The sequence below is a fragment of the Streptomyces sp. SCL15-4 genome, from assembly GCF_033366695.1.
Classification (GTDB): domain Bacteria; phylum Actinomycetota; class Actinomycetes; order Streptomycetales; family Streptomycetaceae; genus Streptomyces.
The window spans coordinates 2501166-2514861 of the sequence record NZ_JAOBTQ010000001.1; the positions used below are offsets into that span (position 1 = coordinate 2501166).

Genomic DNA, 13696 nt, shown 5'->3' on the forward strand with positions numbered 1-13696 from the left:
CGCACGCCAGAGCGACGGGGACTACTTCTCCGCCGCCACGATCTCCTTGCAGCGCTCGACGTCCTCGGCCATCTGCTCCAGCAGGGCCTCCAGCGACTCGAACTTCGCCTGGCCGCGCACATAGGCGAGGAAGTCGACGGCGACGTGCTGGCCGTACAGATCAAGGCCGACGCGGTCGATGGCGTATGCCTCCACCGTGCGCTCGGTGCCGTCGAACTGCGGGTTCGTGCCGACGGAGACGGCGGCCGGCATGGCCTCGCCCTGGGCGTGCAGGAAGCCCGCGTAGACGCCGTCGGCGGGGACGGCGGTGTGCGGGAGCGTCTCGACGTTGGCCGTCGGGAAGCCCAGTTCCCGGCCGCGCTGGGCGCCGCGGACGACGACGCCCTCCACGCGGTGCGGTCGGCCCAGGATCTCGCGGGCGCCCGCGACATCGCCCTCGGCGACCAGACGGCGGGTCAGCGTGGAGGAGAACGGCTCGCCGCCGCCCGCCGCGCCGGTGACGTACAGGTCGACGACCTCGACCTCGAAGTCGTAGGTCTTGCCCTGTTCGGTGAGGAACTCGACGTTGCCGGCGGCCTTGTGGCCGAAGCGGAAGTTGGGGCCCTCCACGACCGCCTTGGCGTGCAACTTGTCCACCAGGACCTTCACCACGAAGTCGGCGGGCGACAGCTTGGAGAACTCGGTGGTGAAGGGCAGGACGAGGACCGCGTCGACGCCCAGCTCGGCCATCAGCTCGGCGCGGCGGTGGTGCGGCGCGAGCAGCGGCGGGTGGCTGCCGGGGCGGACCACCTCGCTGGGATGCGGGTCGAAGGTGACGACGACGGCCGGTACGCCGAGTTCGCGGGCGCGGTCGACGGCGTGCTTGATGATCAGCTGGTGGCCGCGGTGGACGCCGTCGTAGGAACCGATGGTGACGACGCTGCGCCCCCAGTCCTGGGGGATGTCCTCCAAGCCACGCCAGCGCTGCACTGTGACCGCTCCTCGAACCCTTGTCCGTGTCTGTCTTGACCTCGTTGTGCAGGTCTAAGGGTGCCATGCCGGGTGCTGCGCGCCAGCATCGGCATGGGGGCTGTGACGGGGCGCACGTCCCCGGCGCCGCCCCTGCCGGTGCGCGTATGCCCCGTATCCGCCCAGGCCGGTCGGGGCCCGCCCGCGATCGCCCCGGACCCCTCAGGCCGGCACGCGCACGCCCGCCAGTTCCTCGATCACGCGGCGGGCGCCGGGGCCCACCACGGCGGCCCAGTCGTCCGGGGCGTCGGTCAGCCAGCGGGCCAGGCGCGCGGCGAAGCCGGGCACCTGCCGGACGAGACCGGACAGGGCCCGGTCGCAGCGGGCGGCGCCCTCGGGCGTGCGGACGAGGAGCAGGCCGGTGCGGTGGAGCAGGCACCGGGTCTCCTCCTCGTCCGGGCCGCCGCCGGTGTCCTCCCGGGCCGCCGCCGCGTGCAGGACGGCGTCCAGGACGGCCGGGTCTGTTTCCCGGTCGAGCAGGAACTCCAGCAGCTCGCGGCGGAGCGGGCGGGAGGCGGGCGTGCCGGCGCCGGCCAGGACGGTGGCGAGGGCCGCCCGGAGGGGTTCCGGGCCGCCGTCGAGCAGGGTGGTGACGAGAGGCAGCAGGACGGCGGGGCCGCGGTCGAGGCGGCGGCCGACGCGGCGGGCGAGGTGTCCGGCGGTCTCCGGGCGCAGCTCCACCGTCTCCCGGACGAGTGCGGCGACCGGCTGGACGAGGGCGGGGGCGGCGGACTCGGCGAGGGCGCGCAGGGCCGCGTCCGCGCAGCCGCTCGCGCCGGGGGTGCGCAGCCGGGCGCGGAAGGCCTCCATGACCGGTTCCGGGTGCGTGGCGAGGGCCGGGACGAGGGCGCTCGGCGGGATGAGCGGGTCGCCGTCGGCGAAGTGGCCGAGGGCCGCGGCCAGATGGCGGTCGCGGAGGTGCGGGTCGTGGACCAGTACGGTGCGGGCGCCGCCGTACAGGGCGCGGTCGGCGGGGCGGGCGAGGACGGCAAGGGCGGCGCGGCGCAGCAGCGCGCGGTCCGCCGCCGTACGGACGTGGGGAGCGGCGCGCAGTGCGAAGGTGACGGCCGCGGCGCGGCGGGCGGGGCGTTCGTCCCGCGCCCAGCGGTCGGCGGCCCGGCACAGAGCCGAGGGTTCGTCCTCGGCGAGGGCGCCGAGCAGTTCTCCGGCGCGCGGGTGGGGGCAGGCCGCCAGCACCTCGGTGAGGTCGTCGGGCGCGCGGTGCCGGTGGGTGTGCAGCAGCGCCTGCGCGGCCGTGGCCACGGTGGCGTGCGGGGTTTCGGGCAGCGGGCGCTCGTCGGTGAACCAGCGGGTGAGCAGGGGTTGTACGACGCCGGGTGCGGCGGCGAGCAGTGCGGCGACGGCGTCCAGGTGGCGGGCGGCCGGTGCGGACGGCGCCGGGTCCGCCGGGAGGAGGCGGCGCAGCAGGTCCAGGCGTTCGGCGTCGGGGACGGGCAGCGCGGTCCAGAAGGCGGGGCCGAACTCGGCCGGGACGGGCCGCCGGGCATGGCGCCAGGTGACGATCCGGTCGGCGAGCAGGCGCAGCACCCCGGTGTACGGCGTGGCGTCCGGGAGTTGGAGCAGGGTCCGGGCGAGCAGCCGGGCGGCCCACCAGGAGCCGGTGTCGCGGTCCAGGGCGTCGGCCAACTCCGTCAAGCGCGAACCCAGTCGACCGGCGCCGTGCTGGCGGGCGAGGAACAGCAGGGAGTGGACGACGGGGCCGACGCGGTGGTGCGGCACGGGTGCGGTGCGGGGCTCTCCGGGGCGTTCGCCGGGCGGGTGCAGCAGGGCGCGCAGGGCCTCGTCGAGGTCCAGGTGCATGCCGTGCAGCCAGTCGGCCAGGTCCTCGTGGGCGAAGCGGTAGCCGTCGCCGGCCGGGACGAGCAGGCCCTCGGCGAGGACGGCGGAGGCCCAGCCGGTGCCGGCGCCGAGGCCGGCCGGGGCGGGTCCCCACGGGAACACGGCCTCGAACGACTCCCGGTCCAGCCCGCCCTGCCCGGGCCCGAGGCTGCGCCGGGCCGCCTCGTGCACCTGCCCGGCCACCCGCGCGGCGAGCCGCCGTACGGCCGTGCCGCGCAGTCCGCCGGCGGCGGCGAGGCGGACCGCCACGCGCAGGCACACCAGGTCGAGATAGGCGGCGAAGACGTCGTGCCGGTCCAGGGGCGCGGGGAGCGGGACGTCGGGGGCGGCGGACCGGACCTCGGACAGCAGCCGGAGCGTGAGCGGGTGCCGCGCGTCCCGTTCGGCGAGCGCGCCGTCCGGGATGCCGTACCGGGCGCGCGCCCGGCGGCCCTCGTCGGCGGTGAGGTCGCCGAGGAGCAGGCACGGAGGCAGGCGGGCGGCGGTTCCCCGGCCGTCCGCCGGTGCGTGGAGCAGGTCGGCGGGGAACGCGCGGCCCGCGCGTTCCCAGTGTTCCTCCCGGCAGGCGATCACCAGGCGGGCCCCGGCCCGGCGGAGCCAGTCGGCCGTGCCCCGGGTCCACTCGGGCAGCCGGTGGGCGAGGTCCGGGGGCATCTCCTCGGGGCCGTCGAGGAGGAGCAGCAGCGGGCGGCCGGCCCGGGCGGCGAGGCGGGCCAGGCGGTCGGGGGTGACGTCGCCGGGGTCGTCGGGGCGGACGGCACCGGACGCGGCGACGATCCGGGCGGCGCGGGCCAGGGCGCGGCGCGCGGCGTCGGCCACGGAGCCGTCGCCGGCCGTCAGGTCGGCGCCGCGCAGCCACAGGGTGGGCGCGGGCCGCGTGCCCCGGGCGCGCTGGGCGGCGAGCGCCGCGAGTTGTGTCGTCCGGCCGCTGCCCGGCGCGCCGACCAGGCCGAGCACGGGCCGGGCGCCGTCGGCGAGCGGCCAGCTCGCGGGCGACGCCGGGACGCTCGATCGGGCCGGTGGTATCCGCAGGGCCGTCCTGGCCGACCGAGGTCGTGGTCAGCTGGAGGATGCCGGCGAGGTTGAGGTCGGCGCCGTAGGCGGGCACGGTGGCCGCGTTGCGGGCGAGCAGTGCGGCGAGGGCGCCGTCGGCGGGCCGCAGCGGCGCCGCGAAGGCCGCCTGGCGCCCGTCGGTGCCGAGGGCGGTGCCGAGGACGCCGACGACCGCGCCGGTGCGGGCGTCGCGCACCGGCCCCCGGCCGCGCCCCCGCCGGGCCGCAGCGCGTCCCGGCCCGCCGTGCCGATGGCCAGCTCCAGCGCGTCCTTCAGGAGGTGGCAGCCGTCACCGGCGGTGTACGTGGCCGGGGTGGCGCCCAGCACCCGCGCCTCCCGCCAGCAGCCGGCGGCGATCCGTACGTAGCTGCCCGCGTCGATCCGTTCCCGTACGGTCAGCGGCAGCGGGTCCGCGCCGAGGCCCTCGGTGCGGATCAGGGCGAGGCCCAGGCTCGGCAGCGGGGTGACCGCGTCGGCGGTGACCGGCCGGGTGCGCTCCCCGGGGGCGTGCAGCAGCAGCCGGGGCCGGCCGTCGACGGTCTCGTGGCTGGTGAGCAGGGTGCCTTCGTGGTCGGCGAGGAAGCCGAGGCCGAGGGCACGGCCGGACAGGTCCCGGATGCGTACGAGGGCGGGGTCGGCGCCGGCGGACCGGGCGGCGTCGGGAAGGCCGCCGTGCACGGCCGGGACACCGGGTCCGGGCTCCCCGTACGCGTGTCCCTCCCGCTCCCGGCGCCCGCCTTCGGTGCGCGGGCCCCGTTCCGCCATGGCCGTACCTCCCCGCCCGTCCCCGTGCCCTGCCCCGACCGTAGGCACGCGGGGCGGACCGGAACAGTTCTCGCGGCGAACGCGCCCCCTTCCGCTCCCCCTGTTCACTCCGAGCGCCCGTCCGCTCGGGTGAATGAACGAGGGCTGCCGGACAACGTTAGGGATGGGGGAAAAGAGGGGGACCGTGGAGCGGCGCCCGGCTCGTGGCCGGCCGCCGCTCCACGGCGGACGGGTGAAGGGGCTTTCCGCGGGGGCCGGCCGGGCTCAGCCGAAGACGGCCAGGCTCTTGGCCTTGCCCCGGTGCTCCTCGACGAGCGCGATGAAGCGGCCCTCGGAGTCGAACACGGCCACCGCGCCGGCGCCCGCGTACTCCTCGGGCATCTCCAGCCGGACGCCGTTCAGCAGCAGCCGGGCCCGCTTGGCGTCGACCTGCCACCGCCGGAACGCGGCGTCCGCGGCCTGTGCCATCGGCATCACGGTCAGCTCCTGTTGGAGCTGGTCCAGCGTCCGGGCCGCGTCCAGCTTGTAGGGGCCGACCCGGGTGCGGCGCAGGGCGGTGAGGTGGCCGCCGACGCCGAGACCGGCGCCCAGGTCCCGGGCGAGGGCGCGGATGTAGGTGCCGGAGGAGCAGACCACCGACACCACCAGGTCGAGCACGGCCGTGCCGTCCTCGGCGACCGCGTCCCGGACGTCGTGCACGGCGAAGGAGGAGATGGTCACCGGCCGGGCGGGGATCTCGAACTCCTCGCCGTCACGGGCCCGCTTGTACGACCGGACACCGTCGATCTTGATGGCGCTGACCTTGGACGGCACCTGCATGATGTCGCCGGTGAGCTTGGCGATGCCGGCGTCGATGCCGTCCCGGGTCACCTTGGAGGCGTCGGTGGACGAGGTGATCTCGCCCTCGGCGTCGTCGGTGAGCGTGGTCTGGCCCAGGCGGACGGTGCCCAGGTACTCCTTCTCGGTGAGCGCGAGGTGCCCGAGGAGCTTGGTGGCGCGCTCGACCCCGAGGACCAGGACGCCGGTGGCCATCGGGTCGAGGGTGCCGGCGTGGCCGACGCGGCGGGTCCTCGCGATCCCGCGCATCTTGGCGACCACGTCGTGCGAAGTGAAGCCCGACGGCTTGTCGACGATGACGAGGCCGTCGGGCGTGGTGTGCTTCTGGGTCATTCGGTGGCGTCGCCGTCCGTGTCGCTGTCGTCGTCCGCCGGCTTGCGGTAGGGGTCGGCGCCGGCGGCGTACGTGGCGCCGGTGGCCGTCTCGCGCACCTTCTCGTCGGACTGCCGGGCCTTGTCGAGGAGGTCCTCGATGGTCCGGGCGGTGTCCGGCAGGGCGTCCGCGACGAAGGCCAGGGTCGGCGTGAACTTCACCCCGGCCGCGCGGCCCACCTCGGAGCGCAGGATGCCCTTGGCGCTCTCCAGGCCCGCCGCGGCGGCCTTCCGCTCCTCGTCGTCGCCGTAGACCGTGTAGAAGACGGTCGCCTCCCGCAGGTCACCCGTGACCCGGGTGTCCGTGATGGTGACGTGTGAGCCGAGCCGCGGGTCCTTGATCCCGCGCTGCAGCTTCTGGGCCACCACCTCCCGGATGAGGTCCGCCAGCCTTTTCGCCCGCGCGTTGTCGGCCACTGGTCCGTCTCCCGTTCTTTCTTCTTGCTTGCGTTCTGTGGTCTGGTCGTCGTCAGTCGTCGTCTTCGCCGTGGAAGCGGCGCCGGACCGACAGCAGCTCCACCTCGGGGCGGGCGGCGACCAGCCGTTCGCACCGGTCCAGCACGTCGGTGAGGTGCGCCGCGTCACCGGAGACCACGGCGAGGCCGATGACCGCCCGCCGATGGAGGTTCGTGTGATCCACCTCGGCCGCGCTCACCGCGTACTTCCGCTGGAGCTCGGCGACGATCGGGCGGACGAGGGAGCGCTTCTCCTTCAGCGAGTGGACGTCGCCGAGGAGGAGGTCGAAGGACAGAGTCCCCACGTACATGTCTGTGCCGGTTTACCCGCCGGTACGGGATCGATGGCCTGGAGCCACGGTACCGCTTGCCCGCCGACGGCTCGACCGGGTTTTCCGGGGGCTCGGCCCCCGGACCCCGCTCGCCCACCCGCCGGAGCGGGTGGGCGGAAACGGCGCGCTGGCCGACGGGACCGAAATCCCGCCGGCCAGCACGAACCGTGGGCTGTTACGCCCGCGGCTTCTCGCGCATCTCGTACGTCGCGATGACGTCGTCGACCTTGATGTCGTTGAAGTTTCCGAGGTTGATACCGCCCTCGTAGCCTTCGCGGATCTCGGTGACGTCGTCCTTGAAGCGACGCAGGCCCTCGATGGTGAGGTTCTCCGCGACGACCTTGCCGTCGCGGATGAGGCGCGCCTTGGTGTTGCGCTTGACCTCGCCCGACCGGATGAGCACACCGGCGATGTTGCCCAGCTTGGACGACTTGAAGACCTCGCGGATCTCCGCCGTGCCGAGCTCGACCTCCTCGTACTCCGGCTTCAGCATGCCCTTCAGGGCCGCCTCGATCTCCTCGATCGCCTGGTAGATGACCGAGTAGTACCGGACGTCCACGCCCTCGCGCTCCGCCATCTGCGCGGCACGGCCGGCCGCACGGACGTTGAAGCCGATCACGATGGCGTCCGAGCCCATCGCCAGGTCGATGTCGGACTCCGTGACCGCACCGACGCCGCGGTGCAGGACGCGGATGTCGACCTCTTCGCCGACGTCCAGCTGGAGCAGGGAGGACTCGAGGGCCTCGACGGAACCAGACGCGTCACCCTTGATGATCAGGTTCAGCTGCTGGACCTCGCCGGCCTTGAGCACCTTGTCCAGGTCCTCCAGCGACACGCGGCGCGTGCGCTTGGCGAACGCGGCGTTGCGCTCACGGGCGGCGCGCTTCTCGGCGATCTGACGGGCCGTACGGTCCTCGTCGACCACCAGGAAGTTGTCGCCCGCACCCGGGACGTTGGTCAGGCCCAGGACCTGGACCGGCGTCGACGGGCCGGCCTCGGCGACGTTGTTGCCGTTGTCGTCGAGCATGGCGCGCACCCGGCCGTAGGCGTCGCCCACGACCATCGTGTCGCCGACCCGCAGCGTGCCTCGCTGGACGAGGACCGTCGCCACGGCACCACGGCCGCGGTCGAGACGGGACTCGATCGAGATGCCCTGCGCGTCCTGGTGCGGGTTGGCCCGCAGGTCGAGCGAGGCGTCGGCCGTGAGGATCACGGCCTCCAGCAGCGAGTCGATGTGCAGACCCTGCTTGGCGGAGATGTCGACGAACATGGTGTCGCCGCCGTACTCCTCGGCCACCAGGCCGTACTCGGTCAGCTGACCGCGCACCTTGGTCGGGTCGGCACCCTCGACGTCGATCTTGTTGACCGCGACCACGATCGGCACGTCGGCCGCCTTGGCGTGGTTGAGCGCCTCGACCGTCTGCGGCATGACGCCGTCGTTGGCCGCGACGACCAGGATCGCGATGTCGGTCGACTTCGCACCGCGGGCACGCATGGCGGTGAACGCCTCGTGACCCGGGGTGTCGATGAAGGTGATCTTGCGGTCTTCGCCGTTGACCTCGGTCGCGACCTGGTAGGCACCGATGTGCTGGGTGATGCCGCCGGCCTCGCCCGCGATGACGTTCGTCTTGCGGATCGCGTCGAGCAGTCGGGTCTTACCGTGGTCGACGTGACCCATGACGGTCACCACCGGCGGACGGACGACCAGGTCCTCCTCGGAGCCCTCGTCCTCGCCGAACTCGATGTCGAAGGACTCGAGCAGCTCGCGGTCCTCCTCCTCCGGGCTGACGATCTGAACCGAGTAGTTCATCTCGTCGGCGAGGAGCTGCAGGGTCTCGTCGGAGACGGACTGCGTGGCCGTGACCATCTCGCCGAGGTTCATCATGACCGCGACGAGCGACGCCGGGTTGGCGTTGATCTTCTCCGCGAAGTCGGTGAGCGACGCGCCGCGGGAGAGACGGATGGTCTCGCCGTTGCCGCGCGGCAGCATCACGCCGCCGACGCTCGGGGCCTGCATGGCCTCGTACTCCTGGCGCCTCTGCCGCTTCGACTTGCGGCCACGACGCGCGGGACCACCGGGACGGCCGAAGGCGCCCTGCGTGCCACCGCGGCCACCGGGACCACCGGGACGGCCACCGAAGCCGGGACGGCCACCGCCGCCACCGCCGGGACCACCCGGACGGCCGGCGAAGCCACCGCCGCCGCCACCGGGACCACCGGGACGGCCGGCGAAGCCGCCACCGCCGCCGCCACCGGGACGGCCGGCGAAGCCGCCGCCACCGGGACGACCGCCGCCGCCACCGGGACGAGCACCGGCACCGGGACCGCGGCCGCCGGGGCCACCGCCGCCCGGACGCGGGCCGGCAGCGGGACGCTGCGGCATCATGCCGGGGTTGGGACGCGGACCGGCCGGGCCGGGACGCGGACCGCCCTGCGGACGGGGCATGCCGGCCGGCGACGGACGCGGGCCGCCGGGAGCCTGCGGACGCGGACCGCCGCCCTGGGCGCCGGGCGCCTGGGGACGCGGAGCGCCGCCGGGGCCGCCGGGGCCGGGGCGCGCGCCGCCCTGCGGGCGCGGGGCCTGCGGACGGGCCATGCCGGCGTTGCCGCCGGAGGTGAAGGGGTTGTTGCCCGGGCGCGGACCGGACGGACGGGCACCCTGACGCGGGGCCTGGCCGCCGGGACGCTGACCGCCCTGACCCGGACGGGGCGCCTGGCCCTGGCCCTGGGCCGGACGGGAGCCGCCGGGCTTCGGGGCGCCGGGACGGGCACCGCCGGGACGCGGAGTCTGGGCGGCCGGAGCCTGCGGGGTCTGCGCGGCCGGGGCGGCCGGCGGAGCGGTGAACTCCGGGGCGGCCGGGGCCGGGCGCGGCGCGGGCTTGGGACCGGGCACCGGGCGCGGGCCCGGGGCGGCCGGGGCCGGCGCGGACGCGGCGGGGGCCGACGGGGCGGCCGGCTGCTGGGCGGCGGGCGCCGCCGGAGCCTTGGGAGCCGCCGCCGCCGCCGGCCGCGGGGCCGGGGCAGCGGGACGCGCCGCCTGCGCCGGGGCGGGCGCGGCGGGCTTGGGGGAGGCCTTGCGCGGGGCGGGCTTCGCGGACTTGCCGCTGCCACCGCCCTGGAAGGCGTCGGTCAGCTTGCGTACAACCGGCGCTTCGATGGTCGAAGACGCCGAACGGACGAATTCACCGAGTTCCTGGAGCTTGGCCATGACGACCTTGCTCTCTACACCGAACTCCTTGGCGAGTTCGTATACCCGGACCTTAGCCACTTCGCTCCTTTGAGGTCCGGGTTGAAGCCGGACCGTCGCTAGTTCATGGGCGTACTCATCGCGTACTCATCGAGTGCTCATCGCAATCTCGACCTGCTTTCGACTCGCGAGGTACCAGACCGTACGGGGTTCCGTACGGCACGTCTTACTGCGTTGCCTGCTCGGCAACTGTCGTCCGCTCGACGTATCGGCGCAACGCCTTTGTGTCGAGCGCTCCCGGGACGCGCAGTGCCCGCGAGAACGCCCGGCGGCGTACCGCCTGGTCGAGACAGACCAGGGCGGGATGCACATAGGCACCCCGGCCGGGCAGCGTACCGCGAGGATCGGGGACGCATGCGTCCTCGCTCTTCACGATCCGCAGGAGATCGTTCTTGGCCGCCCGCTCCCGACACCCCACACAGGTGCGTTCAGGGCGTACTCGGGTGTGCGTCCGGCCAGACACGGTTAAGTCTACCTCCCCGTACCGACCTCACCCCTTTGGGGCAAGAATCGAACGGCTGTTGTCGTGATCTCAGCGTCGGACGGCCGGTATCTATTCCCCGGCCGCGGCTCCGCTCCCCCGGCTCCGGTCCTGGTCCGGAGCCTTCGGGGCGTGCTCCCGGCTAGGCGCCGGCCTGCTCGGTGTCCGGCCGGATGTCGATGCGCCAGCCGGTGAGGCGGGCGGCGAGGCGGGCGTTCTGGCCCTCCTTGCCGATCGCCAGCGACAGCTGGTAGTCCGGCACGGTCACCCGCGCGGAGCGGGCGGCCATGTCCACGACCTCCACCTTGCTCACCCGAGCGGGTGACAGGGCGTTCGCGACCATCTCGGCCGGGTCGTCCGACCAGTCGACGATGTCGATCTTCTCACCGCTCAGCTCGCCCATCACATTGCGCACCCGGCCGCCCATGGGGCCGATGCAGGCACCCTTGGCGTTCAGGCCCGAACGGGTGGACCGTACGGCGATCTTGGTGCGGTGACCGGCCTCACGGGCGATCGCGGCGATCTCCACGGAGCCGTCGGCGATCTCCGGCACCTCCAGGGCGAAGAGCTTCTTCACCAGGTTCGGGTGGGTGCGGGAGAGGGTCACCGACGGACCGCGGACGCCCTTGGCCACGCGGACGACGTACGACCTGAGGCGCATGCCGTGCGGGTAGGTCTCGCCGGGCACCTGCTCCTGCACCGGCAGGATGGCCTCCAGCTTGCCGATGTCCACGAGCACGTTCTTCGGGTCGCGGCCCTGCTGGACCACGCCGGTGACGATGTCGCCCTCGCGGCCGGCGTACTCGCCGAGCGTCGCGTCGTCCTCGGCGTCGCGCAGCCGCTGCAGGATCACCTGCTTGGCGGTGGTGGCGGCGATACGGCCGAAACCGGACGGGGTGTCGTCGAACTCGCGGGCCTCCTGGCCCTCCGCGAGATCCTCGGGGTCCTCCTTCGCCCACACGGTCACATGCCCGGTCTCCCGGTTGAGCTCCACGCGCGCGTGTCGGCGGCTTCCCTCGGTGCGGTGGTAGGCGATGAGGAGGGCCGACTCGATCGCCTCGACCAGCAGGTCGAAGGAGATCTCCTTCTCCCGGACCAAACCCCGCAGGGCGCTCATGTCGATGTCCACGGCTACGCCTCCTCCTCTTCCTTCATGTCCTTCTTGCTGTCCTTGCGGTTGAACTCGACCTGCACGCGCGCCTTGGCGATCTCCGGGAAGCCGATCCTGCGGGTGGTGGCCTTGCGGCCCTTCACCCCGGGGACCTCCACGCCGATGCCCTCGTCGTCGACCTCCTGGATGCGCGCGAGCAGCTCGCCGCCCTCCGTGAGCTGGAACTTCACGAGCCGGTCGACGGCGCGCACGAAGTGCCGGTGCTCGGTGAGGAGACGCTCCGCGCCAGGGGTGCCGACCTCCAGGTCGTACGCGCCCTCGCCCATCGCGTTGGTCTCGTCCAGCTTCGCCGAGAGCGCGCGGCTCACATCGGCGATCCGGTCCAGGTCCGCTCCGGTGTCGGAGTCGACGACGACGCGCAGCACCCGCTTGCGTCCTACGGAGTCCACGGCGATCTCTTCGAGATCCAGCCCATGGGAGGTGACGAGCGGTTCCAGCAGCTCTCGCAGCCTCTCGCTCTGGGTGGTGCTCATCCGGGTGACTCCTCGGCCGCGTGTGCTGTTGTGGGATGGGTCGCGTGTCTGGTCAAAGCGTACTGCCTCCGACGAGGGGTGGTTCGCAGCGGCGGGCGGGCCGCGCACCGACACCGCCGCGCGCCCCTCGGGCGGGTCCGCCGAGCCGGTGACATGCGGCGAGCGGCCGCGCGGGTACCGTGATCAACGGCGGGCGCCGTTCCCGCCCGTGTGTTCGTACGAGCCCCCGAGGACGTCAGCCGTGCCGTACCCCTCGCCGTCGCGCATCCCCTCGGGACCGCGCAGAAGAACCCTGCTCGCCTCGGCCGCCGGCGTCACCGTGCTGGCGGGGTGTTCGGCCGGCACGGACCCGGCCGACGACGGGCCGTCGGCCACCGCGCGGGCCCGCGCGCGTGCGGCGCTCGACAGCCGGGGGCTGCTGGCGCGGTACGACGCCGTGCTCGCCGCGCATCCCGCGCTGGCGGACCGGCTGCGGCCCTTGCGCGCCCAGGTCGCGGCGCACGCGGCGGCGTTCGAGGACGGTACGACCCGCACGCCCGCACCCTCGGCGTCGGCGCCGAAGCCCTCGGCCGAGCCCGTGCCCGCCCGCGAGAAGGACGCCGTCGCCGGGCTGGCCGCCGCCGAGCGCGCCCTCGCCGACCGGCGGGCCCGGGATCTGCTGAAGGCGCCGGACGAGGTGGCCCGGCTGCTGGCGTCGGTCGCGGCGGCCGGGGCCGCGCACGCGTATCTGCTGGCGGAGGGAGCCCGGTGAGCGAGGAGACGGAGCGGGCCGAGGTGACCGCGCTGCAGGCGGCGCTGGCCGCGGAGCACGCGGCGGTGTACGGCTACGGCGTCGTCGGCGGACGGATCGGCGAGCGGCGCCGGCCCGAGGCGCGGGCGGCGTACGACGCCCACCGGGCGCGCCGGGACGCGCTGGTGCGCGCGGTGCGCGACCTGGGCGCCGTGCCGGTCGCGGCGAGCGCCGCGTACGCGCTTCCGTTCCCGGTCGCGGACGGGACGGCGGCGGTGCGGCTGGCCGCGCGGCTGGAGCAGGGGGTGGCCGGCGTGTACGCGGACCTGGTGCGGGCGGCGACCGGGGCGCGGCGGGCCGAGGCGGCCGGGGCGCTGCGGGAGGCGGCGGTGCGGGCGGTGCGCTGGAGCGGGGAGAGCGTAGCCTTCCCTGGGCTCGCCGAGCGGTCCGACGAACGGACCGGCGCGGCCGGCACGACCTCGTCGGCCTCCTCCTCCACCACGGCCACCACGGCCCCGGCGAGGCGCTGAGAAGCCGGCACGCGGCTCGTACGCCGGTCCGGGCGGGCCGCGCGGGTCGGGCGCGGTCGCCCGGCTCCGACGGCAGGACGGCAGGACGGCACCGGGAAGGGGACGCGGGACCGCGCGTCCGGTCCCCGGTGAACGGTCCGGAACGAACCGGGCCGGGACCGGACGAGGCCGGAGACCGGACCGGATCAGGACGGGGCCACACTGGATCGAGACGGGACCGGATCGAGACGGGACCGGGCCGGGATAGGACCACGGACCGGGGACAGGACAAGACCGGATCGGGACAGGACCGGACCGGGCCAGGCAAGGCCGGAGACGGACCAGGACGGGATCGGGCCCGGCCCCTGTGGCCTCGGACGGTGACCGGACATGGACCCCACACG

At 74.7% G+C, this 13696-nt stretch carries 10 protein-coding genes and 1 pseudogene; 2 read left to right on the plus strand and 9 right to left on the minus strand.

Annotated elements, in window-relative coordinates; genetic code table 11:
* Positions 1-21: 21 nt before the first annotated feature.
* The 9 genes and pseudogenes from SCK26_RS10320 to rimP form a co-directional block, all read right to left on the minus strand.
* A complete protein-coding gene (locus SCK26_RS10320; RefSeq protein WP_318200982.1) occupies positions 22-969 on the minus strand; it encodes a bifunctional riboflavin kinase/FAD synthetase in 948 nt (315 codons plus the stop codon).
* Positions 970-1170: 201 nt separating this feature from the next.
* Positions 1171-4686, minus strand: a pseudogene (locus SCK26_RS10325) (serine protease).
* 264 nt (positions 4687-4950) lie between these two features.
* Positions 4951-5856 carry a tRNA pseudouridine(55) synthase TruB gene (truB, locus tag SCK26_RS10330; protein WP_318200983.1) on the minus strand — a complete coding sequence of 302 codons (906 nt, stop codon included), beginning with the start codon at positions 5854-5856 and terminating at the stop codon, positions 4951-4953.
* Positions 5853-6311, minus strand: coding sequence for a 30S ribosome-binding factor RbfA (gene rbfA, locus SCK26_RS10335; RefSeq protein ID WP_318200984.1), 459 nt, complete (start codon positions 6309-6311; stop codon positions 5853-5855). The genes truB and rbfA overlap by 4 nt, the downstream gene beginning before the upstream one ends.
* A 52-nt stretch (positions 6312-6363) precedes the next feature.
* Entirely contained in the window at positions 6364-6660 is a 297-nt protein-coding gene (locus SCK26_RS10340; RefSeq protein ID WP_318200985.1) for a DUF503 domain-containing protein, read from the minus strand.
* Positions 6661-6856: 196 nt separating this feature from the next.
* Positions 6857-9949, minus strand: coding sequence for a translation initiation factor IF-2 (gene infB, locus SCK26_RS10345; RefSeq protein ID WP_318200986.1), 3093 nt, complete (start codon positions 9947-9949; stop codon positions 6857-6859).
* 145 nt (positions 9950-10094) lie between these two features.
* Positions 10095-10391 carry a YlxR family protein gene (locus tag SCK26_RS10350; RefSeq protein WP_318200987.1) on the minus strand — a complete coding sequence of 99 codons (297 nt, stop codon included), beginning with the start codon at positions 10389-10391 and terminating at the stop codon, positions 10095-10097.
* Positions 10392-10551: 160 nt separating this feature from the next.
* Entirely contained in the window at positions 10552-11538 is a 987-nt protein-coding gene (gene nusA / locus SCK26_RS10355; RefSeq protein WP_318200988.1) for a transcription termination factor NusA, read from the minus strand.
* A gap of 2 nt (positions 11539-11540) precedes the next feature.
* Positions 11541-12053 (minus strand): ribosome maturation factor RimP, encoded by a 513-nt coding sequence (gene rimP / locus SCK26_RS10360; protein ID WP_318200989.1) that lies wholly within the window; start codon positions 12051-12053, stop codon positions 11541-11543.
* 241 nt (positions 12054-12294) lie between these two features.
* Here rimP and SCK26_RS10365 point away from each other — a divergent pair, with 241 nt between their 5' ends.
* Both SCK26_RS10365 and SCK26_RS10370 read left to right on the plus strand, forming a co-directional pair.
* Complete coding sequence (locus SCK26_RS10365; protein WP_318200990.1) at positions 12295-12804, plus strand: hypothetical protein; 510 nt, start codon at positions 12295-12297, stop codon at positions 12802-12804.
* Positions 12801-13313 carry a ferritin-like domain-containing protein gene (locus SCK26_RS10370; protein WP_318200991.1) on the plus strand — a complete coding sequence of 171 codons (513 nt, stop codon included), beginning with the start codon at positions 12801-12803 and terminating at the stop codon, positions 13311-13313. Before SCK26_RS10365 ends, SCK26_RS10370 begins: the two co-directional genes overlap by 4 nt.
* Positions 13314-13696 lie beyond the last annotated feature (383 nt).